The organism is Nonlabens sp. MB-3u-79 (assembly GCF_002831625.1).
Taxonomy (GTDB): domain Bacteria; phylum Bacteroidota; class Bacteroidia; order Flavobacteriales; family Flavobacteriaceae; genus Nonlabens.
In genome coordinates, this window is the sequence record NZ_CP025116.1 from 1,654,728 (window position 1) to 1,676,130 (window position 21,403).

35 protein-coding genes are annotated in these 21,403 nt (G+C 37.1%); 34 read left to right on the forward strand and 1 reads right to left on the reverse strand.

Translation table 11 applies throughout. The features are described 5' to 3' along the window. Positions 1–59 precede the first annotated feature (59 nt). Positions 60–1,706 carry a BamA/TamA family outer membrane protein gene (locus tag CW736_RS07320; RefSeq protein WP_101013337.1) on the reverse strand — a complete coding sequence of 549 codons (1,647 nt, stop codon included), beginning with the start codon at positions 1,704–1,706 and terminating at the stop codon, positions 60–62. A 171-nt stretch (positions 1,707–1,877) separates the two neighbouring features. Here CW736_RS07320 and rpsL point away from each other — a divergent pair, with 171 nt between their 5' ends. The 34 genes from rpsL to eno all read left to right on the forward strand — a co-directional run bounded on the left by rpsL (position 1,878) and on the right by eno (position 21,249). Further along, entirely contained in the window at positions 1,878–2,252 is a 375-nt protein-coding gene (rpsL, locus tag CW736_RS07325; protein ID WP_015361172.1) for a 30S ribosomal protein S12, read from the forward strand. Between the two features lie 68 nt (positions 2,253–2,320). Then, entirely contained in the window at positions 2,321–2,797 is a 477-nt protein-coding gene (rpsG, locus tag CW736_RS07330; protein WP_101013338.1) for a 30S ribosomal protein S7, read from the forward strand. Positions 2,798–2,799: 2 nt separating this feature from the next. Continuing rightward, positions 2,800–4,941 (forward strand): elongation factor G, encoded by a 2,142-nt coding sequence (gene fusA / locus CW736_RS07335; RefSeq protein WP_101013339.1) that lies wholly within the window; start codon positions 2,800–2,802, stop codon positions 4,939–4,941. Positions 4,942–4,952: 11 nt separating this feature from the next. Next, positions 4,953–5,258: a 30S ribosomal protein S10 gene (rpsJ, locus tag CW736_RS07340; RefSeq protein ID WP_008992279.1), complete on the forward strand. Its 306-nt coding sequence runs from the start codon at positions 4,953–4,955 to the stop codon at positions 5,256–5,258. 93 nt (positions 5,259–5,351) lie between these two features. Continuing rightward, the gene (gene rplC, locus CW736_RS07345) at positions 5,352–5,969 is read left to right on the forward strand and encodes a 50S ribosomal protein L3 (RefSeq protein ID WP_101013340.1); all 618 of its coding nucleotides are present in this window, start codon (positions 5,352–5,354) and stop codon (positions 5,967–5,969) included. After that, positions 5,969–6,598: a 50S ribosomal protein L4 gene (gene rplD / locus CW736_RS07350; protein WP_101013341.1), complete on the forward strand. Its 630-nt coding sequence runs from the start codon at positions 5,969–5,971 to the stop codon at positions 6,596–6,598. The genes rplC and rplD overlap by 1 nt, the downstream gene beginning before the upstream one ends. Before the next feature lie 3 nt (positions 6,599–6,601). Beyond that, positions 6,602–6,892: a 50S ribosomal protein L23 gene (gene rplW, locus CW736_RS07355; RefSeq protein WP_101013342.1), complete on the forward strand. Its 291-nt coding sequence runs from the start codon at positions 6,602–6,604 to the stop codon at positions 6,890–6,892. A 13-nt stretch (positions 6,893–6,905) separates the two neighbouring features. Next, positions 6,906–7,730, forward strand: a complete 825-nt coding sequence (gene rplB / locus CW736_RS07360; protein ID WP_101013343.1) for a 50S ribosomal protein L2 — start codon at positions 6,906–6,908, stop codon at positions 7,728–7,730. Positions 7,731–7,733: 3 nt separating this feature from the next. After that, positions 7,734–8,012: a 30S ribosomal protein S19 gene (rpsS, locus tag CW736_RS07365; protein ID WP_101013344.1), complete on the forward strand. Its 279-nt coding sequence runs from the start codon at positions 7,734–7,736 to the stop codon at positions 8,010–8,012. 8 nt (positions 8,013–8,020) lie between these two features. Beyond that, entirely contained in the window at positions 8,021–8,431 is a 411-nt protein-coding gene (rplV, locus tag CW736_RS07370; RefSeq protein WP_101013345.1) for a 50S ribosomal protein L22, read from the forward strand. A 7-nt stretch (positions 8,432–8,438) separates the two neighbouring features. Then, entirely contained in the window at positions 8,439–9,167 is a 729-nt protein-coding gene (rpsC, locus tag CW736_RS07375; RefSeq protein ID WP_101013346.1) for a 30S ribosomal protein S3, read from the forward strand. A gap of 12 nt (positions 9,168–9,179) precedes the next feature. Then, positions 9,180–9,599, forward strand: a complete 420-nt coding sequence (gene rplP / locus CW736_RS07380) for a 50S ribosomal protein L16 (protein WP_015361160.1) — start codon at positions 9,180–9,182, stop codon at positions 9,597–9,599. 9 nt (positions 9,600–9,608) lie between these two features. Next, complete coding sequence (rpmC, locus tag CW736_RS07385) at positions 9,609–9,791, forward strand: 50S ribosomal protein L29 (RefSeq protein WP_101013347.1); 183 nt, start codon at positions 9,609–9,611, stop codon at positions 9,789–9,791. Positions 9,792–9,798: 7 nt separating this feature from the next. Continuing rightward, a complete protein-coding gene (gene rpsQ / locus CW736_RS07390) occupies positions 9,799–10,056 on the forward strand; it encodes a 30S ribosomal protein S17 (protein ID WP_101015069.1) in 258 nt (85 codons plus the stop codon). After that, positions 10,056–10,424, forward strand: coding sequence for a 50S ribosomal protein L14 (rplN, locus tag CW736_RS07395; RefSeq protein ID WP_101013348.1), 369 nt, complete (start codon positions 10,056–10,058; stop codon positions 10,422–10,424). The genes rpsQ and rplN overlap by 1 nt, the downstream gene beginning before the upstream one ends. 9 nt (positions 10,425–10,433) lie before the next feature. Next, positions 10,434–10,745, forward strand: coding sequence for a 50S ribosomal protein L24 (gene rplX / locus CW736_RS07400; protein WP_101013349.1), 312 nt, complete (start codon positions 10,434–10,436; stop codon positions 10,743–10,745). Between the two features lie 2 nt (positions 10,746–10,747). Next, complete coding sequence (rplE, locus tag CW736_RS07405; protein ID WP_101013350.1) at positions 10,748–11,299, forward strand: 50S ribosomal protein L5; 552 nt, start codon at positions 10,748–10,750, stop codon at positions 11,297–11,299. Between the two features lie 6 nt (positions 11,300–11,305). Further along, positions 11,306–11,575, forward strand: a complete 270-nt coding sequence (rpsN, locus tag CW736_RS07410; protein ID WP_101013351.1) for a 30S ribosomal protein S14 — start codon at positions 11,306–11,308, stop codon at positions 11,573–11,575. Between the two features lie 18 nt (positions 11,576–11,593). Then, positions 11,594–11,992 (forward strand): 30S ribosomal protein S8, encoded by a 399-nt coding sequence (rpsH, locus tag CW736_RS07415; RefSeq protein WP_101013352.1) that lies wholly within the window; start codon positions 11,594–11,596, stop codon positions 11,990–11,992. A gap of 9 nt (positions 11,993–12,001) precedes the next feature. Then, positions 12,002–12,544 carry a 50S ribosomal protein L6 gene (gene rplF / locus CW736_RS07420; protein WP_101013353.1) on the forward strand — a complete coding sequence of 181 codons (543 nt, stop codon included), beginning with the start codon at positions 12,002–12,004 and terminating at the stop codon, positions 12,542–12,544. A 12-nt stretch (positions 12,545–12,556) separates the two neighbouring features. After that, the gene (gene rplR, locus CW736_RS07425) at positions 12,557–12,904 is read left to right on the forward strand and encodes a 50S ribosomal protein L18 (RefSeq protein ID WP_101013354.1); all 348 of its coding nucleotides are present in this window, start codon (positions 12,557–12,559) and stop codon (positions 12,902–12,904) included. A gap of 18 nt (positions 12,905–12,922) precedes the next feature. Next, positions 12,923–13,447, forward strand: a complete 525-nt coding sequence (gene rpsE, locus CW736_RS07430; RefSeq protein ID WP_101013355.1) for a 30S ribosomal protein S5 — start codon at positions 12,923–12,925, stop codon at positions 13,445–13,447. An 8-nt stretch (positions 13,448–13,455) separates the two neighbouring features. Further along, a complete protein-coding gene (rpmD, locus tag CW736_RS07435) occupies positions 13,456–13,635 on the forward strand; it encodes a 50S ribosomal protein L30 (RefSeq protein ID WP_101013356.1) in 180 nt (59 codons plus the stop codon). Between the two features lie 11 nt (positions 13,636–13,646). Then, complete coding sequence (gene rplO / locus CW736_RS07440; protein ID WP_101013357.1) at positions 13,647–14,099, forward strand: 50S ribosomal protein L15; 453 nt, start codon at positions 13,647–13,649, stop codon at positions 14,097–14,099. Positions 14,100–14,108: 9 nt separating this feature from the next. Next, positions 14,109–15,443 (forward strand): preprotein translocase subunit SecY, encoded by a 1,335-nt coding sequence (secY, locus tag CW736_RS07445; protein ID WP_101013358.1) that lies wholly within the window; start codon positions 14,109–14,111, stop codon positions 15,441–15,443. Beyond that, on the forward strand, positions 15,443–15,658 hold the full coding sequence (gene infA / locus CW736_RS07450) for a translation initiation factor IF-1 (RefSeq protein WP_013549436.1): 216 nt from the start codon (positions 15,443–15,445) through the stop codon (positions 15,656–15,658). The genes secY and infA overlap by 1 nt, the downstream gene beginning before the upstream one ends. A 1-nt stretch (position 15,659) precedes the next feature. Beyond that, on the forward strand, positions 15,660–15,776 hold the full coding sequence (ykgO, locus tag CW736_RS07455; RefSeq protein WP_101013359.1) for a type B 50S ribosomal protein L36: 117 nt from the start codon (positions 15,660–15,662) through the stop codon (positions 15,774–15,776). A gap of 3 nt (positions 15,777–15,779) precedes the next feature. Then, the gene (gene rpsM, locus CW736_RS07460; protein WP_101013360.1) at positions 15,780–16,154 is read left to right on the forward strand and encodes a 30S ribosomal protein S13; all 375 of its coding nucleotides are present in this window, start codon (positions 15,780–15,782) and stop codon (positions 16,152–16,154) included. A gap of 12 nt (positions 16,155–16,166) precedes the next feature. Beyond that, positions 16,167–16,556: a 30S ribosomal protein S11 gene (gene rpsK / locus CW736_RS07465; protein ID WP_101013361.1), complete on the forward strand. Its 390-nt coding sequence runs from the start codon at positions 16,167–16,169 to the stop codon at positions 16,554–16,556. Positions 16,557–16,640: 84 nt separating this feature from the next. Then, positions 16,641–17,246 carry a 30S ribosomal protein S4 gene (rpsD, locus tag CW736_RS07470; RefSeq protein ID WP_101013362.1) on the forward strand — a complete coding sequence of 202 codons (606 nt, stop codon included), beginning with the start codon at positions 16,641–16,643 and terminating at the stop codon, positions 17,244–17,246. 23 nt (positions 17,247–17,269) lie between these two features. Beyond that, on the forward strand, positions 17,270–18,262 hold the full coding sequence (locus tag CW736_RS07475; RefSeq protein WP_101013363.1) for a DNA-directed RNA polymerase subunit alpha: 993 nt from the start codon (positions 17,270–17,272) through the stop codon (positions 18,260–18,262). Positions 18,263–18,292: 30 nt separating this feature from the next. Beyond that, a complete protein-coding gene (rplQ, locus tag CW736_RS07480; protein ID WP_101013364.1) occupies positions 18,293–18,763 on the forward strand; it encodes a 50S ribosomal protein L17 in 471 nt (156 codons plus the stop codon). Positions 18,764–18,847: 84 nt separating this feature from the next. Beyond that, entirely contained in the window at positions 18,848–19,966 is a 1,119-nt protein-coding gene (carA, locus tag CW736_RS07485) for a glutamine-hydrolyzing carbamoyl-phosphate synthase small subunit (RefSeq protein WP_101013365.1), read from the forward strand. After that, a complete protein-coding gene (eno, locus tag CW736_RS07490) occupies positions 19,963–21,249 on the forward strand; it encodes a phosphopyruvate hydratase (protein WP_101013366.1) in 1,287 nt (428 codons plus the stop codon). The genes carA and eno overlap by 4 nt, the downstream gene beginning before the upstream one ends. The last annotated feature ends 154 nt before the right edge of the window (positions 21,250–21,403 follow it).

Sequence of the window (21,403 nt, forward strand, 5' to 3'; positions counted from 1 at the left end):
ACTTTTATGGAATCTATTTATACTATTTATTTAAATAGACTTAACATTCAGCTAACATTCTAGAAGTTTATTTTTAGGTTAATGTGAGCTACTGTGCTGGATAAGTCCACTTTAGCATCTTCAAAACGGCCGTTTGCGATGCTTAAATTTAAAACCCCAGCCTGTGTTAAAATTGCAATCCCACCACCAAAACCGTATAATTTATCAAGCTTTTTACTATTAAAATTCTCAAAAACTCCTATATCTAGAATACTGTGTAGGTATATTTGATCGTTTAAACGGTATCTATACTCAGTTGCGAGCGTGGTATAGAAAGAGCTATCTATGCTGTTTTGGTTAAACCCTCTAATACTTCCCAAACCGCCGAATTGATAAAGCTCATTGAACTGGATATTATTAGAGTTTAAGTAGGTGCTCGTCAATCTGCCTAAAAACTTACTTCTATAACCTAGATGCCACAACTTTAAAAAGGTTGCGTGAAAATTCAATTGATTTTCAGAATTGTTTTCAATGCTTCTTTCATTGAACCCTATACGGGTAGTTAACCAGAGGTTTTCTGGCATTAAAAGGTCTGATGTCTGCTTTTTAATTTCTGTTATTAGCTCTATTCCGTTTTTAGAAAAATCTTCTAAACTGGCATCTTGACCTATTGCCGTAGAGGTGCTGTTGATGTAGTTGATTCCTATAGTACTGTTCCAATTGGGTTTGTAAAACAGTCCTGCTCTTACTGATGTTCTTTGGTAGGTGCTGTCTCGCCTTTGTATTTCCAGCATAGAAGATATCCCTAGAGGGGTATCCCATACATAAGGAAGGTCTATACTGGTCGTGAATTGCGTCTGGTCGCCATTGTCGTTTCTGTATTCTAGAAGAAAGGTTTCTGCGCGATCCAGATTGTTTTGTAGTTTGAGGTGAACATATCCGTTCAGTTCCAGTTTTCCATTATTAGAATTATTAAAACCTATTAAACCATCAGCACTATTTGTTTTTATTTTTTCCAGGTAAATAAAAACGTTGGTGCTGTCCTGTTTGAATAACACCTCTGTGTCCTTTGTTTTTTTTACAAAGGGCATGTCTTCAAGACTTTTTTCTAGTCGCCCAATGGTTTTATCGTTATAGGTGTTTCTTCTTTTGGTAAAGTTTTGGAGCGTGTTGGTTGGAAATTTGTCATATCCTTTTATCGTTATGCGGTTTAAATACCTTTTTTTTCTTTGAGAAACTGTAAGTGCAGCTTCTATAGTATCGCTATTGTTGAATTTAAAATGGGTTAGTTGGGTTGTGGTAAAAGGGAAGCCTTCTTGTTGGATGCTATTGTTTAGGTCATATAAATAATTTTCAATCTCATTTATAGGAATGAAGTTACGCTTTCGCGAAAGCGAGATCACTTTCAGGACCTCTAACCTAAGATCGGTATCTTCTTTAATTTGAACATGGGAATACCTTCTGTTGAGTACTATCTCTAATTGTTGTAAGCTGTCATTGATCTTTTGTCGCTTATTAATAAGAAGATTCAAGTAGCCCTTTTTCAACAAGGAAGTTCTGATGCTGTCGGTCTGTTGGTTGCTATTCATTTCTTTTAAAGGGAGTTGAACAAGGGAGTCTGCGGGACTAAGTTCTGTTTTTTTAAAAGCGAGTTGGAGTTGATGGTTTTGACCATTTCCTATATTTAAAAATAGAATATATATAATAAGGACGTAAGTATGTTTCAATGTAGTTTTGTTATTAAGGCTTAAACCTATGAATTAACGTGTGATATTGTTCTATTCTTGTGCTTTAATAAAAAGATATACAAATATTTGAAACTGAGGTTTGAATAAGTCAATTTTATTCATACCTTTGCCGACCCTTAAAAAAGGATTAATTTATTAGCGTAAAACAATATGCCAACGATTTCACAATTAGTACGTAAAGGAAGAGCCAAAATAACCAAGAAGAGTAAATCGGCTGCTTTAGATTCATGTCCTCAACGTCGTGGAGTATGTACTCGTGTTTACACCACAACACCAAAGAAGCCTAACTCGGCAATGAGAAAGGTTGCTCGTGTTAGACTTACCAACGGTAAGGAAGTAAACGCATACATTCCAGGAGAAGGACACAATCTACAAGAGCACTCGATAGTATTGGTTAGAGGTGGAAGGGTAAAGGATTTGCCGGGAGTTAGATATCACATTGTGCGTGGAGCACTGGACACCGCAGGTGTAGCAGACCGTACACAACGTAGATCTAAATACGGTGCAAAACGCCCTAAGAAGTAAACTAAATTTTAAAGAATTGGAGCATACTCTGTTCCTATTTTTTTAATTAACAATTTCAACAAGAAGAAATGAGAAAAAGACAGGCCAAGAAGCGTCCTATCCTACCGGATCCACGCTTTAAAGACCAGCTAGTGACACGTTTCGTTAACATGATGATGTTACACGGAAAGAAGTCTACAGCATTCAAACTTTTCTATGATGCAATGGATATCGTAGAAGAGAAAAATCAAGATGAAGAAAAGACTTCTCTAGAAGTGTGGAAAGATGCGTTATCTAACGTTATGCCACACGTAGAAGTACGTTCTCGCCGTGTTGGTGGAGCTACTTTTCAAATTCCAATGCAAATTAGACCGGATAGAAAAATATCTACTGCTATGAAGTGGTTGATCAGTTATTCTCGTAAGCGTAATGAAAAATCATTTTCTGTACGATTAGCTTCTGAAATTCTTGCTGCGGCTAAGGAAGAAGGTGCTGCTGTTAAGAAAAAGGTGGATACGCACAAGATGGCTGAAGCGAATAAAGCATTTTCACACTTTAGATTCTAAAAATGGCACAAAGAGATTTAAAATACACGAGAAATATTGGTATTGCTGCGCACATTGATGCGGGTAAAACCACTACGACAGAGCGTATTCTTTTTTATACAGGAGTAAGTCATAAGATAGGTGAGGTGCACGATGGTGCTGCTACTATGGACTGGATGGAGCAAGAGCAAGAACGTGGTATTACTATTACTTCTGCTGCTACTACATGTACATGGAAATTTCCAATGGAAAACGCAGAGCCATTACCAGAAACTAAGGATTATCACTTTAATATTATTGACACACCAGGTCACGTTGACTTTACAGTAGAGGTTAATAGATCGTTACGTGTTCTTGACGGTTTAGTTTTCTTATTTAGTGCAGTTGATGGTGTTGAGCCGCAATCTGAAACTAACTGGAGACTTGCTGATAATTATAAAGTGCCGCGTATAGGTTTTGTAAACAAAATGGACCGTCAAGGGTCTAACTTTCTTGCTGTATGTCAGCAAGTAAAAGATATGTTGAAATCTAACGCAGTGCCGATTGTTTTAAACATTGGCGATGAAGATGAATTCAAAGGTATCATTGACCTTGTGAAGAATCGTGCTATTGTTTGGCATGATGATACTCAAGGAGCAACATTTGATGTGATCGGTATTCCTGAGGAATTGAAAGAAGAGGCAAGAAAATATCGTGGAATGCTTATCGAAGAGGTAGCTGCATATGATGAGAACTTGCTTGAAAAATATATGGAGGATGAAGACTCTATTACTGAGGATGAAGTGCATGCTGCTCTTCGTGCTGCTGTAATGGATATGTCTATTATTCCTATGATTTGTGGTTCAGCGTTTAAAAATAAAGGTGTTCAGTTTCTATTAGATGCTGTATGTCGTTATTTGCCTGCTCCTACAGATAAAGAAGGTATTTTCGGTATCAATCCTGATACTGATGAGCAAGAAATAAGAAGACCAGATGTTAATGAGCCTTTTGCTGCTCTAGCATTTAAAATTGCTACAGATCCTTTTGTTGGTCGTTTAGCTTTTTTCCGTGCTTATTCTGGCCGTTTAGATGCTGGATCATACATCCTTAACAACCGTTCAGGTAAAAAGGAACGTATTTCTCGTATTTATCAAATGCACTCTAATAAACAAAACGCCATCGATTATATCGAAGCGGGTGATATAGGTGCAGCGGTAGGATTCAAAGATATCAAGACTGGTGATACCATGACTGATGAAAAGCACCCTATCGTTTTGGAATCTATGGATTTTCCAGATCCAGTTATCGGTATTGCTGTAGAACCAAAAACTAAGGCAGATGTTGATAAAATGGGTATGGCTTTAGCTAAATTAGCTGAAGAAGATCCAACATTCCAAGTAAGAACTGATGAAGCTTCAGGCCAGACTATTATCTCTGGAATGGGAGAGTTACACTTAGATATTATCGTTGACCGTATGCGTCGCGAATTTAAGGTTGAGCTTAACCAAGGTGCGCCACAAGTGGAGTATAAAGAGGCTATCACTAGATCGGCTACACACAGAGAAACTTATAAAAAGCAATCTGGTGGTCGTGGTAAATTTGGAGATATTGTATTTACTATCGAACCAGCTGAACCAAATGAGGAGGGTAAGATAGAAGAAGGTCTTCAATTCATAAATAAGATTAAAGGTGGTAACGTTCCTAAGGAATTTATCCCTTCAATTGAAAAAGGTTTCCGTGAATCAATGAAAGCAGGTCCTCTTGCTGGATTTGAGATGGATAGTATGAGAGTAACCTTGACTGATGGATCTTTCCACGCTGTGGATTCTGATGCATTATCATTTGAACTTGCTGCTAAAATGGGTTACAAAGCTTCTGCAAAGTCTGCAGGTGCGGTAATTCTAGAACCTATCATGAAGCTTGAGGTAATTACTCCAGAAGAAAACATGGGTGATATCGTAGGTGACTTAAACCGTCGTCGTGGTCAAGTGAATGATATGAGTGATCGTAATGGTGCTAAGGTTGTTAAAGCTGATGTGCCATTGTCGGAGATGTTTGGTTATGTAACTACGTTACGTACGCTTTCATCAGGTCGTGCAACATCTACAATGTCATTTTCACATTATGCTGAAACTCCTTCTAACATTAGTGAAGTAGTAATCGCAGCAACAAAAGGTAACAATTAATATTTCAAACGATGAGTCAAAAAATCAGAATTAAACTCAAGTCTTACGATTATAATCTGGTAGATAAATCTGCAGAAAAAATCGTTAAAACTGTAAAAAGTACAGGTGCTGTTGTAACTGGACCTATTCCACTTCCAACACACAAAAAAATATTTACAGTATTAAGATCTCCTCACGTCAATAAAAAATCTCGTGAGCAGTTTCAATTGAGCTCTTACAAGAGACTTCTTGACATCTATAGTTCTTCTTCAAAGACTATTGATGCTCTTATGAAGTTAGAACTTCCTAGTGGAGTTGAAGTGGAGATCAAGGTATAATCATTTTACTGAGGATAAGAAAATTGATAAGTACCGCTTTCGCGAAAGCGGTGCTTTTTAAAAAGTTTTTAAATAACAATTAATTAAATAAATATGTCTGGGTTAATAGGAAGAAAAATCGGAATGACTAGTATTTATGACGAGAATGGTAAGAATATGCCATGTACGATCATAGAGGCAGGTCCTTGCGTTGTTACCCAAGTCAGAACTGAAGAGGTAGATGGATATTCTGCTTTGCAATTAGGTTTCGATGACAAATCAGACAAGAATGCTTCTAAAGCTGCTCAAGGGCATTTTAAGAAAGCAGGTTCTGGTGTCAAAAGAAAAGTTGCTGAATTCAAACGTTTTGATAAGGAGTACAATTTAGGTGATTCGATCACTGTAGATATGTTCACAGAAGGTGAATTTGTCGATGTGGCGGGAACGTCAAAAGGTAAAGGTTTTCAAGGTGTTGTTAAACGTCACGGTTTTGGTGGTGTTGGACAAGCGACACACGGTCAACACAACCGTTTAAGAGCTCCTGGTTCTATCGGTGCTGCATCTTACCCTGCACGTGTATTCAAAGGAATGCGCATGGGTGGACAGATGGGTAACGAAAAAGTAAAAGTTCAAAATTTAAGAGTATTAAAAGTTGTTTCTGAAAAGAATCTTTTAGTGGTGAAGGGTTGTATACCTGGTCATAAAAACTCTTATGTAATCGTACAGAAATAATGAAGATAGCAGTATTAGATTTAAAAGGAAAAGAAACTGGCCGTCAGGTAGAGTTATCTGATGATATTTTTGGTATCGAGCCTAGTGAGCATGCTATTTATTTAGATGTAAAGCAATATTTGGCAAATCAACGTCAAGGTACGCATAAAGCTAAGGCCCGTGCAGAGATTACGGGAAGTACACGTAAGATAAAGAAACAAAAAGGAACAGGTACAGCACGTGCAGGTTCTATTAAGTCTCCTATCTTTAGAGGTGGAGGTCGTATTTTTGGTCCATTACCACGTAGTTATTCATTCAAATTGAATAAAGGTCAGAAGAGGTTAGCTCGTAGAAGTGCATTAAGTCAGAAGATGGCTGAGGGTACTCTTACAGTAGTTGAGAACTTTAATTTTGAGGCACCAAGAACAAAGGATTTTATTGAAGTTTTAGAAGGTTTAGGACTTAATAATAAAAAATCCCTTTTTGTGTTGGGTGAATCAAATAATAATGTATATTTGTCTTCGCGAAATTTGAAGGGCTCTGATGTTATAACTAACTCAGAATTAAGCACTTACAAAATTCTAAATGCTGCAAACGTAGTGCTTTTAGAAGGTTCGCTAGAAGGAATTCAAGAAACTTTAAGTAAATAAGTCATGAGCATTTTAATAAAACCTATTATTACTGAGAAGGCAACTAGAGATAGTGAGCTTCTAAATCGTTACGGTTTTGAAGTGTCTCCTAAGGCTAATAAAGTTCAAATCAAAAAAGAAGTAGAGGCGACCTATAGTGTAACTGTTCTTAAAGTAAGAACAATGAATACTCGTATCAATCGCAATACTAAATATACTAAATCAGGGATTCAAGTTGGTAAAACTAGTGCTCGTAAAAAAGCATTTGTACAACTTAAAGATGGTGAAACCATTGATCTTTACAGTAATCTATAATTAAAAGACAATAATGTCAGTAAGAAAATTAAAACCTGTAACACCTGGACAGCGATTTAGAGTTGTTAATGGCTACGACGCCATTACAACTGATAAGCCGGAGAAGAGTTTACTCGCTCCGATAAAACGTTCAGGTGGTCGTAATGATAGTGGTCGTATGACTATGCGTTACAAAGGTGGTGGTCACAAAAGACGCTACCGTATAATCGATTTCAAGAGAAATCATCATGGTGTTCCAGCAACTGTTGCAAGTATAGAGTACGATCCAAATCGTACTGCCTTTATTGCTCTTGTGAACTACCAAGATGGTGAGAAGCGATATATCGTTGCTCCTAATGGTCTTAAAGTGGGTCAGAACATTGTGTCTGGCGAAACTGCAACTCCAGAAGTAGGAAACGCTATGAAGCTTTCACAAATTCCTTTAGGTTCGATCGTTAGTTGTATTGAATTACGTCCAGGTCAAGGAGCTACTATAGCTCGTAGTGCTGGTTCTTTTGCTCAGTTAATGGCAAGAGATGGTAAATACGCTACGGTTAAAATGCCTTCTGGAGAAACAAGATTAATTTTGCAAGAATGTTTAGCTACTATAGGAGCTGTTTCTAACAGTGATCACCAGTTAGTGGTAAGCGGTAAAGCAGGAAGATCTAGATGGTTAGGTAGAAGACCTAGAACTCGTCCAGTAGTGATGAACCCTGTTGATCACCCAATGGGTGGTGGAGAAGGTAAGTCTTCTGGAGGTCATCCAAGATCTCGTAATGGTATTCCTGCAAAAGGATATCGTACACGTGATAAGAATAAAGCTAGTACTCAATATATAATAGAACGTAGAAAGAAATAAATTATGGCTCGTTCACTTAAAAAAGGACCTTACGTATTTCATAAACTTGAATCTAAGGTGGCTCAAAACATTGAGTCCGGAAAGAAAACTGTTATCAAAACTTGGTCTCGTGCATCTATGATCACTCCAGATTTTGTTGGTCAAACAATTGCTGTTCATAATGGACGTCAGTTTGTTCCCGTGTTTGTTACAGAAAACATGGTTGGACATAAACTTGGTGAATTTTCACCTACCAGATCCTACAGGGGTCACGGTGGTGCAAGGAACAAAGGTAAAAAATAAGCTAAGCTATGGGAGTTCGTAAACGACAAACGGCTGAAAGGCTAAAGGAAGAGAGAAGTAAAATTGCTTTTGCAAAGCTTAATAATTGCCCTACTTCACCTCGTAAAATGAGATTAGTAGTTGATATAATTAGAGGAAAGAAAGTGGAGGATGCATTAAACATTCTTAAGTTTTCTTCTAAAGAAGCTGCTAGAAGATTGGATAAGCTCGTACTTAGTGCTGTTGCAAATTGGCAAGCTAAGAATGAAGATGCTGATGTTGCTGAGGCTGGACTTTTTATCAAAGAGATAAGAGTTGATGGTGGTGCAATGTTAAAGAGGTTGCGTCCTGCTCCACAGGGTAGAGCGCATAGAATAAGAAAAAGATCAAACCATGTGACTCTTGTGTTAGGTCAAACTAATACCGTAGAGGCTAACTAATATATTTATGGGACAGAAAACAAATCCAATAGGAAATCGTTTAGGTATCATCCGCGGATGGGAATCTAACTGGTATGGTGGAAATGACTATGGAGATAAGTTAGCAGAGGATGATAAAATACGTAAGTATATCCACGCTCGTTTATCAAAGGCAAGCGTATCTCGTATTATTATCGAGCGTACCTTGAAACTTGTTACGGTTACTATTACTACTGCTAGACCTGGTATTATTATCGGTAAAGGTGGTTCTGAAGTAGATCGTTTGAAAGAAGAATTGAAAAAAATATCTGATAAGGATGTTCAAATCAATATTCATGAAATCAAAAGACCTGAATTAGATGCTCATTTAGTTGGCTCTAGTATCGCAAGACAAATTGAAAATCGCATCTCTTATAGACGCGCTATCAAAATGGCTATTGCTGCTGCTATGAGAATGAATGCTGAAGGTATCAAGGTTCAGATTTCAGGAAGATTGAATGGTGCCGAGATGGCAAGGTCTGAATCGTTTAAAGATGGTCGTATACCTCTTTCTACTTTTCGTGCTGATATTGACTATGCATTAGTTGAGTCACACACTACTTATGGTAGAATAGGTGTGAAAGTATGGATTATGAAAGGTGAAGTTTATGGTAAACGTGATCTTTCTCCTCTAGTAGGACTTGCAAAGAAACAACAAGGAAATAAAGGTGGTGGTACTAACCCTCGTGGTGGTAGTAATCGTCGTCGTAGAAATTAATAATAGCTAGAAATGTTACAACCTAGAAAAACAAAATTTAGAAAACAGCAAAAGGGTCGCATGAAAGGTGATTCTGGACGTGGTAACCAGCTAGCCTACGGGACCTTTGGGATTAAATCTTTAGATTCTAATTTCATTAACTCAAGACAAATCGAGGCAGCACGTATTGCAGCTACTCGTTTTATGAAGAGAGAAGGTTCTTTATGGATCAAGATATTTCCAGACAAGCCTATTACTAAAAAACCTCTTGAGGTTCGTATGGGTAAAGGTAAAGGTAATGTCGAGTATTGGGCAGCGGTTGTTAAACCAGGTAGAATTCTTTTTGAAATTTCTGGTGTACCTCAAGCTGTTGCACAAGAGGCATTGCGTCTTGCAGCACAAAAATTACCAGTTAAAACTAAATTCATAGTCGCTCGCGATTATCAAGAATAGATTTGAGTCATGAAACAATCAGAAGTTAAAGGATATTCCCAAGAGGAATTAAAAGACAAACTTGTGGAATCACAAGTTGCTTACGGAGATTTAAAGAGAACTCATAGTATGTCACCATTAGATAATCCTTCACAGATTACTAAATTGCGTAAGACTATTGCGAGAATCAAGACTGCGATCAATAATAAATAGTGTGACTATGGAGACTAGAAATTTAAGAAAAGAACGTGTAGGAGTTGTTAAAAGTAACAAGATGGATAAAAGCATCGTTGTTACTGAAGTCAAAAGACAAAAGCACCCTATGTATGGAAAGTTTGTTCTAAAGACAAAGAAATATGTTGCTCATGACGAAAAGAATGAGTGCAATGAAGGCGATACCGTACGTATTATGGAGACTCGACCTTTAAGTAAGTCTAAGAACTGGAGATTAGTAGAAATATTAGAAAGAGCTAAGTAATGGTACAACAAGAATCTAGATTAAAAGTAGCCGACAATACAGGTGCAAAGGAAGTTCTTTGTATTCGTGTATTGGGTGGTACTAAAAGGAGGTATGCTTCCGTAGGAGACAAAATTGTTGTTTCTGTTAAGGAATCTACTCCTAATGGTAATATTAAGAAGGGTGCGGTTTCTACTGCAGTCGTTGTCCGTACTAAGAAGGAAGTAAGAAGACCAGATGGTTCTTACATTCGTTTTGACGACAATGCTTGCGTTTTATTAAACCCAACTTCTGACATGAGAGGTACTCGTGTTTTTGGACCAGTAGCACGTGAATTACGTGACCGACAGTTCATGAAAATTGTTTCACTCGCTCCAGAAGTTCTATAATAAAAAATTATGGCAAAGTTAAAAATCAAAACAGGGGATACGGTGAGAGTTATTGCTGGAGAACACAAAGGTTCTGAAGGTAAGATCTCAAAGGTCCTTATTGAAAAAAATAAAGCAATCGTTGAAGGTGTTAACATGGTTTCTAAACACGAGAAGCCTAGTGCAACAAACCCTCAGGGAGGAATAAAAGAAAAAGAAGCTCCGTTACATGTCTCAAACCTTTCTTTGATAGATAAGAATGGTAAGAATACCAAAATTGGTTACGAATCAAAAGATGGTAAAAATGTACGTATTGCTAAAACAACTAAAGAAGTTATATAATCATGTCGTATTTACCAAGACTTAAAGGAGAATATAGAGAGCGTATTGCTGGGGCTTTACAGACAGAGTTTTCATACAAGAATGTTATGGAGATTCCTAAGCTACAGAAAATAGTGCTTAGCCGCGGAGTAGGTGGTGCTGTTGCTGACAAGAAATTGATTGATTACGCTTTAGAAGAGTTTACAACAATCACTGGTCAAAAAGCGGTGGCAACCCTTTCAAAGAAGGATGTTGCATCGTTCAAATTACGTAAAGGTATGCCAATTGGTGTAAAAGTTACTTTACGAGGTGATCGTATGTATGAGTTTTTAGATCGCTTTGTAACTGTTGCTCTTCCAAGGGTAAGAGATTTCCAGGGTATAAAAGCAGATGGATTTGATGGTAGAGGTAATTATAACTTAGGTATTACTGAGCAAATTATCTTTCCTGAAATTAATATAGATAAGGTAAATAAAATTTCTGGTATGGATATTACATTTGTAACCAGTGCTGATACTGATAAAGAAGCAAAATCGCTTCTTTCAGAATTGGGCTTACCTTTTAAAAAGAACTAATTAGAGATGGCAAAAGAATCAATGAAAGCGCGTGAGCGCAAGCGTCAAGCAATAGTGGATAAATATGCCGCTAAGAGAAAAGCTTTAAAGGAAGCTGGTGACTATGAAGAGTTACAGAAGCTTCCGAAAAATGCTTCTCCTGTTCGTTTACACAATCGTTGTAAATTAACTGGTCGACCTAAGGGTTATATGAGACAATTTGGTGTTTCTCGTGTAATGTTTAGACAAATGGCTAATCAAGGTTTAATTCCTGGCGTTAAAAAGGCTAGTTGGTAATAGCTTAAAGATATAATTATGAATACAGATCCAATCGCAGATTATCTAACTAGAATAAGGAATGCCGTTAGAGCAAATCACAGAGTAGTTGATATTCCTGCATCTAAAGTAAAAAAAGAAATAACTAAAATCTTATTTGATCAAGGTTATATTCTTAGCTATAAGTTTGAAGACACTTCGGCTCAACAAAACATAAAGATCGCTTTAAAGTACGATCGAGACACTAAGGAATCGGTTATTAAAGATTTACAGCGTCTATCTAAACCTGGTTTACGTAAGTATTCTGGTGCTAGTGAGTTGCCACGTGTTCTTAACGGTCTTGGTATCGCTATCATTTCTACCTCAAGAGGTGTTATGACTGATAAGCAAGCTCGTTCAGAAAATGTTGGTGGAGAAGTTCTTTGTTACGTTTATTAATATACAGTTATGTCAAGAATAGGAAAGAATCCGGTGGCTATACCTGCTGGTGTATCGGTAAAAGTTGAAAATAAGGAAATCATTGTTGAAGGTAAGCTTGGTAAGTTAGTTCAACCTTACACAGACGTTAGTGTTGAAGTAGATGGTGATCATGTTATTGTGAGTCGTCCTTCAGATGCCAAAGATCATAGAGCTAAACACGGACTTTACAGGTCTTTGATAGATAATATGGTTCATGGTGTATCTACTGGATGGTCTAAACAATTGGAACTTGTAGGTGTTGGTTATAGAGCATCCAGTCAAGGACAAAAGTTAGACTTAGCCTTAGGATTTTCACATAGCATAGTTTTAAATATTGCACCAGAGGTGCATATTGAAACTGTGTCTGAAAAGGGTAAAAATCCGGTTATTAAATTGACTTCCTTTGATAAGCAATTGTTAGGTCAGGTAGCCGCTAAGATTAGAGGTTTCAGACCGCCAGAGCCTTATAAAGGTAAAGGTGTTAAGTTTGTAGGAGAAATAATTAGAAGAAAAGCTGGTAAATCAGCATAATTTATATTTATTATGGCACTTTCAAAGTCAGCGAGAAGAATAAAAATCCGTAAGCGTATTCGTAAAACGGTAAATGGAACGGCTAGCCGTCCTAGATTATCTGTTTTTAGAAGTAATAAAGAAATTTATGCTCAGGTAATTAATGATGTAGATGGAGTGACCATCGCATCGGCCTCATCACGTGAGCTTAAGTCTAACAGCCCTAAAGCGGAAGCTGCCAAAGAAGTTGGTAAAGCTGTTGCTGAGAAAGCTAAAGCTGCTGGTGTTGAAACTGTTTCTTTTGATAGAGGTGGTTATTTGTATCACGGACGTGTTTTATCTCTTGCAGAAGGAGCTCGTGAAGGTGGTCTTAAATTTTAATTTGAAACATTTAATATAATGTACCAAAAATATAAAAATGTAGAAACGGTGAAGCCAGGTGGTCTTGAGCTTAAGGATCGTTTAGTAGGTGTTCAACGTGTTACTAAGGTAACAAAAGGTGGTCGTGCTTTTGGATTCTCAGCAATAGTTGTTGTTGGAGATGAAAACGGTGTTGTAGGTCATGGTTTAGGTAAATCCAAAGAAGTATCTGAGGCTATATCTAAATCGGTTGAAGACGCTAAGAAAAATCTAGTTCGTATTCCATTAAGAAAGGGAACTATTCCTCATGAACAAAAAGGTAAGTTTGGTGGTGCAAGAGTTTTATTGATGCCTGCTTCTGCTGGTACCGGAGTTATTGCTGGTGGTGCTATTAGAGCGGTTCTAGAGGCTGTTGGAGTTCATGACGTACTTAGTAAGAATCAAGGTTCTTCAAATCCTCACAACGTAGTAAAAGCTACTTTTGACGCGCTATTGCAATTGCGTAATGCAGAGACAGTGGCAAAACAAAGAGGTATTTCATTAGATAAAGTTTTTAACGGATAATCATTGTCATGGCTATATTAAAGGTAAAGAAAGTACGTAGTGCCATCAATAGGACGGCAAGACAAAAAAGAACACTAGAATCTCTAGGTTTAAGAAAGATGAATCAGGTTGTAGAGCATGAAGATACTTCGGCGATACAAGGTATGATTGCTAAAGTTCAACATTTAGTCTCTGTAGAGAAGGCATAAAAAATATCAAAATGGGTTTACATAATTTAAAACCAGCTGAAGGTTCCGTTAAAAATTCTGCCAAGATTATTGGTCGTGGACAAGGATCTGGTAAAGGTGGTACCGCAACTCGTGGTCACAAAGGAGCAAAGTCTAGATCAGGTTATTCTAAGAAGGTAGGTTTTGAAGGGGGTCAAATGCCACTTCAACGTCGTGTACCTAAATTTGGTTTTACCAATATCAATAGAAAGGATTATGCAGGCGTTAATCTTGATGTAATTCAGGCTTATCACGAGGCTGGTCGTTTTACAGATACTATTACTATAGAAGATCTTATCTCAGAAAGATTGGTTCACAAGAATGACTTAGTTAAAATATTAGGTCGTGGTGATATCAAAGCATCGGTTAATATTTCAGCACACAAATTCACTGCAACTGCCAAGGCTGCTATTGAAAAGGTAGGTGGACAAGCGCAAACAGTTTAATTTTTTTAGATGAAGTTAATTGAAAATTTAAAAAATATTTGGAAGATCGAGGAGCTAAGGGATCGTATTATTATGACCTTTAGTTTACTACTTGTATATAGATTTGGTGCCCAAATTACATTACCTGGTATTGATTCAACTCAATTAGTAGGCTTGGCCTCTAATTTTAAAGATGGTATAGGTGGTATTCTTAATGCCTTTACGGGTGGAGCTTTTGCAAAAGCTTCGGTTTTTGCATTGGGTATTATGCCTTATATCTCTGCCAGTATTGTTGTTCAATTAATGGGTATCGCAATTCCTTATTTGCAAAAGCTTCAGAAAGAAGGTGAATCAGGTAGGAAAAAAATCAATCAAATTACAAGATGGCTTACTATTGGTATCTGTCTCATTCAAGCACCTAGTTACATGCTTTCTTTAGGATCACTTGGTGTTCCTGAATCAGCATTCATGATGCAAGATCAGCAAACCTTATTTTTAGTATTAAGTACTATTATATTGGTGACAGGTTGTGTATTTGCTATGTGGCTTGGAGAAAAAATTACTGATAAAGGTATCGGGAATGGTATATCATTATTAATAATGGTTGGAATCATCGCTACATTGCCGCAAGCTTTTATACAGGAAGTTGGCTCTCGTATTGATGGAGTTGGTAGTTGGTTCCTTATAATTGTTGAAGTTGTTATATGGTTGGTGGTTATAGCCTCTTGTATAATGCTCGTTATGGGTGTCAGGAAAATACCTGTTCAATATGCTAGAAGATCAGCTACAGGAGGGTATGAGAAAAATGTTTTTGGTTCTCGTCAATATATTCCGTTAAAGTTAAACGCTTCTGGGGTAATGCCTATTATCTTTGCACAAGCAATAATGTTTGTTCCTTCAGCTATTGGTCAGATGGATTCATCGTGGGCAAAGTCTATAGGAACAGCTTACAGTGATATGTTTGGATTATGGTATAACCTAACTTTTGCCTTACTTATAATAGTATTCACTTACTTTTACACGGCAATTACGGTACCTACTAATAAAATGGCTGATGATTTAAAGCGTAATGGTGGCTTTATCCCTGGTATTCGTCCAGGTACGGAAACATCAGAATATTTAGATCGTATCATGTCACAAATCACTTTGCCTGGTTCATTGTTTTTAGCAGCGGTGGCAGTCTTCCCAGCAGTTATTTCATTAATGGGAGTTACTCAGTCATGGGCTTTGTTTTATGGTGGTACATCTTTATTAATTATGGTAGGTGTCGCAATAGATACGATGCAACAAATTAACTCTTATCTTCTCAACCGTCATTACGATGGATTGATCAAGACAGGTAAGAATAGAAAAGCAGTAGCATAATGGCAAAGCAATCAGCAATAGAACAAGATGGTTCCATTATAGAAGCTCTTTCAAACGCAATGTTTAGAGTGGAGTTGGAGAATGGACATGTTGTGACTGCGCATATATCTGGTAAGATGCGTATGCACTATATAAAATTATTACCTGGAGATAAAGTAAAATTAGAAATGAGTCCTTACGATCTATCGAAAGCAAGGATTACTTATAGATACTAACATGAAAGTAAGAACGTCAATTAAAAAGAGAAGTGCTGACTGTAAGATAGTTCGTCGTAAAGGGCGTCTATACGTCATCAACAAAAAGAATCCTAAATTTAAACAAAGACAAGGTTAAGCTATGGCTAGAATTGCAGGGGTAGATATACCTAAAAACAAACGTGGAGAAATAGCATTAACTTACATTTACGGTGTAGGTAGGAATCGTGCAAAGGATGTTCTTATTGCTAGTGGTGTTAGCATTGATAAAAAAGTTAACGACTGGGATGATGATGAGATTGGAAAGATCCGTGCCGCTATAGGTGAATTTACTATAGAAGGTGAATTGAGATCTGAGACTCAAGTCAACATCAAACGTCTTATGGACATTGGTTGTTACAGAGGAGTTCGTCACAGATCTGGTCTTCCATTAAGAGGGCAACGTACTAAGAATAATTCTCGTACACGTAAAGGAAAACGTAAGACTGTTGCTAACAAAAAGAAAGCAACTAAATAATAAGTAACTGATATGGCAAAGTCTAAAGCGGTAGCTAAAAAGCGCAAGGTAATTGTTGATAGTGTTGGAGAAGCTCACATTTCTTCATCATTCAATAATATTTTGATTTCGCTTACAAACAAAAAAGGTGAGGTGATCTCATGGTCATCTGCCGGGAAAATGGGTTTCCGTGGTTCTAAGAAGAATACTCCATATGCTGCACAACTTGCTGCTGAGGATTGTTCTAAAGTAGCTCACGAGGCCGGTTTGCGTAAAATTAAAGCATATGTAAAAGGACCAGGTAATGGTCGTGAAAGTGCTATACGTTCGATTCACAATGCAGGAATTGAAGTAACTGAAATAATTGATGTTACTCCTTTACCTCATAATGGATGTCGTCCACCGAAAAGAAGAAGAGTTTAATTTAATTTTAATATCGAGTGGTTATTAGATCATTGAAGGATATAGACCTGAATTCATGATACACGACTCACAAAATTTATAAAAATGGCAAGATATAGAGGTCCTAAGGCAAAAATTGCTCGTAGATTCAGAGAACCAATTTTTGGCCCTAGTAAAGCTTTGGAGAAGAAAAACTATCCTCCAGGTATGCACGGTAACGCAAGACGTCGTGGAAAAGAATCTGAATACGCGGTTCAGTTAAAAGAAAAACAAAAAGCTAAATATACTTATGGTATCTTAGAAAAGCAGTTCAGACTTATGTTTGAAAAGGCAACTCGAAGTACTGGTATTACAGGTCAAGTTTTACTTCAATTATGTGAATGCCGATTAGACAACGTTGTCTACAGAATGGGTATAGCTAGAACACGTAGAGGTTCTAGACAACTGGTATCCCACAGACACATTACCGTTAATGGACAACTAGTAAATATTCCATCTTACCAATTAAAACCTGGTGATGAAGTAGCTGTCCGTGAAAAATCAAAATCACTTTCTGCTATTGATGATGCTTTGTCAAGTAATGATCGTGTTTATGATTTTATTACCTTCAATAAAGCTTCTTTGAAAGGTGCATTTGTTAGCGTTCCAGAACGTTTACAGATTCCTGAGAATATCAAAGAACAATTGATCGTTGAATTGTACTCTAAATAATAACCAACTCATTAAGTAATCTTATGGCAATATTAAATTTCCAAAAGCCGGATAAAGTAATCATGATTGATTCAACTGATTTCGAGGGAAAATTCGAATTTAGACCCTTGGAACCAGGTTACGGACTTACCGTTGGTAATGCACTTAGAAGAGTACTATTATCTTCATTAGAAGGATTTGCAATTACCTCTATACGTATAGAAGGTGTAGATCACGAATTTTCTACTATCGAAGGTGTTGTTGAAGACGTAACTGAAATTATTTTAAATTTCAAACAGGTTCGTTTCAGAAGACAAATCGACGAAGTAGATAGCGAAGTAGTAAATGTGTCATTTTCAGGTAAGGATCAGTTTACTGCAGGTGATTTACAGAAACACATTTCTGGTTTTCAAGTATTGAATCCTGATATGGTGATCTGTAACACAGAAAGCAGCGTAAGTTTAAACTTAGAATTGACTATAGAAAAAGGTCGTGGATATGTTCCTGCTGAAGAGAATAAGAATGTAAATGCTGCCATCGGTACTATTGCAATCGATTCTATCTTTACGCCTATCAAAAATGTCAAGTATAGCATAGAAAATTACCGTGTTGAGCAAAAAACTGACTTTGAAAAGTTGATTTTTGAAATTATCACTGACGGTAGTATTCATCCTAAGCATGCACTTACTGAAGCTGCAAAAACATTGATCCACCATTTTATGTTGTTTTCTGATGAGAGAATTACTTTGGAGGCAGATGAAATAGCACAGACGGAAACTTATGATGAAGAAAGTCTTCACATGCGTCAGCTTCTTAAAACTAAATTAGTAGACATGGAGCTCTCCGTGAGAGCATTAAATTGTCTTAAGGCCGCCGAAGTGGAAACACTTGGTGATCTGGTTTCTTACAACAAAAATGATTTGATGAAATTCAGAAATTTTGGTAAGAAATCTCTAACGGAGTTGGAAGAATTAGTAAATGTCAAGGGTTTAAACTTTGGTATGGATCTAGCAAAATATAAATTAGACCGTGACTAGGTTGATCCTAGTTCAAGAATATAACAGAAAATGAAACACGGAAAAAAAGTAAATCATTTAAGTAGAAAGACAGCTCACCGTAAGGCCATGTTGTCAAATATGAGTTGTTCTCTTATTGAGCACAAACGTATCAATACTACTGTAGCAAAAGCAAAAGCGCTTAAACAATTTGTTGAGCCTTTAATCACTAAATCAAAAGAAGATACTACGCACAACAGAAGGTTGGTATTTGCTAAACTTAGAAGTAAGGAAGCAGTTACTGAACTTTTTAGAGACGTAGCTTCTAAAATTGGAGATCGACCAGGTGGTTATACAAGAATCATAAAAATGGGTAACAGACTTGGTGATAATGCTGATATGGCAATGATCGAGTTAGTTGACTATAATGAGACTTACAAACTTGAAGCTGGAGCTAAAAAAGCAACTACTCGTCGTAGTAGGAGAGGTAAATCAACAACTGCTGAACCAGTTGCTGAAACAAAAGCAAATGAAGAAGAATAATTTTCTTTATAAGTTGTAGAAAAAGGATCAATGAATATTTCATTGGTCCTTTTTTTTTGAATTATTTTTGAATATAAATTGATTATGGGATATCTAGAAAAAAAAGATGCCATTATTTTGTTGGAAGATGGAACAATTTTCCACGGCAAGGCAGTAGGAAAGGGTGGTACAGCCACAGGAGAAATATGTTTTAATACGGGAACCACTGGTTATCAAGAGATCTTTACAGATCCTTCCTATTACGGACAGTTAATGGTGACCACTAATGCGCACATTGGTAACTACGGTGTGGCCTCCAAGGACGAAGAATCAGACTCTATTAAAATAGCAGGTTTAGTTTGTAAAAACTTTTCTGAAATCTTCTCGAGAGATGCAGCTGAAGGGGATTTGCTTTCCCTTCTTGAAAAGAAAAACCTTGTGATATTATCAGATGTAGATACACGTGCACTGGTTTCTTATATTAGAGATCATGGCGCTCAAAACGCTATCATATCCTCAGAGTTAGAGGATCTTGATAAATTAAAATCACAATTAACTGAAGTTCCTTCTATGAAAGGTCTGGAGCTGGCTTCTAAAGTTTCTTGTAAGGAGCCTTACTACTTTGGTGATGAAAATGCGAGTATTAAAGTCTCTGCATTGGATTTAGGTATCAAAAAGAATATCCTACGCAACCTAGCTGATAGAGGTGTGTATATAAAGGTTTTTCCTTATAATTCATCTTTTGAGGAAATGAAGTCTTTTGAACCAGATGGTTATTTCTTATCTAATGGCCCTGGTGATCCAGAACCTTTGACGTCAGCTATACAAACAGCTAATGATATTATCGAAGCCGCACTTCCCTTATTCGGAATATGTTTAGGTCATCAAATTATTGCCTTAGCTAGTGGCATTTCAACCTTTAAGATGCACAACGGTCACAGAGGTATTAATCATCCTATTATGAATGTAGAAACTGGTAAAGGAGAAATTACTTCTCAGAATCATGGTTTTGCTATCAATAGACAAGAGACAGAAGAAAATAAAAATATTAAAATCACACATTATCATTTGAATGATAATACGGTAGCAGGAATCAAACATGTGTCTAAGCCATGTTTTTCTGTACAATACCATCCAGAAGCTGGTCCTGGTCCTAACGACGCTACCTACTTATTTGATCAGTTTATTAATTTAATCAAAACAAACCAAAAAGCTACAGTATGAGCACAATTATAGAAGTACACGCCAGACAAATATTTGATTCAAGAGGAAATCCTACAGTAGAAGTTGATGTATTTACATCAAACGGTATTATGGGAAGAGCTGCTGTACCATCAGGAGCATCTACCGGAGAACACGAGGCAGTAGAATTAAGAGATGGTGGTAAATCCTTTATGGGAAAAGGTGTAGGTAAAGCAGTAAACAATGTCAATACCCTTATCGCTGAAGAACTTTTAGGAACATCCGTTTTTGAACAAGCTTATATAGATCAATTGATGATCGATTTAGACGGTACGCCTAACAAAGCAAAGTTAGGAGCAAACGCTATACTAGGTGTTTCTTTAGCTTGTGCAAAAGCAGCGGCAATGGAATTGAACCAACCTTTGTATAAATACATAGGTGGAATGAGCGCTTGCATGCTTCCAGTTCCTATGATGAATATTATAAATGGAGGCTCGCATAGTGATGCTCCTATAGCATTTCAAGAATTTATGGTGATGCCAGTGGAAGCAGAGAGCTTTTCTCAGGCACTGCAAATGGGTACAGAGATTTTTCATCATTTGAAAAAAGTACTTCACGATAGAGGTTTAAGCACAGCAGTAGGTGATGAAGGTGGATTTGCACCAAAATTAGAAGGCACTGAAGACGCTTTAGATACCATATTACTAGCGATCAAAAATGCTGGTTACGAGCCAGGAAAGCAAATCATGATTGCCTTAGATTGTGCTGCCGCTGAGTTCTTTGTAGATGGTAAGTATGACTACACAAAATTTGAAGGAGCATCAGGAGTGATCAGATCTTCTGAAGAACAAGCTACTTATCTTGCAGAGCTTGCAGATAAATATCCTATTATTTCTATTGAAGATGGTATGGACGAGAACGATTGGGACGGATGGAAAATCTTAACTGAAAAAGCAGGTCATAAAATACAGCTGGTAGGGGATGATCTTTTTGTTACTAATGTAGAGCGCCTCTCTAAAGGAATTGAAAATGATATCGCAAATTCTATTCTTATTAAGGTGAACCAAATAGGTACACTTACAGAAACAATTGCAGCGGTTACCATGGCTCATAAAGCAGGTTACACGTCAGTAATGTCTCATCGCAGTGGAGAAACAGAAGACAATACCATTGCAGATCTTGCTGTAGCACTTTCTACTGGTCAGATCAAGACAGGCTCTGCTTCACGTTCTGATCGTATGGCAAAGTACAATCAGTTGCTTCGTATAGAAGAAGAGCTGGCAGATTCTGCTTATTACCCAGGTAGAAAAGCCTTTCAATTGTAATGCTTCCCTATTAGTTTCGCTTTCGCGAAAGCGGAACACACCAAAGCCATCTAGAACATAGATGGCTTTTTTATTTGTCAGATAGTTATAAAAAGAGACGCTATTTATGTAAAAAATCGATGAAATACATATAAATGCAATTAATCGTAAGATT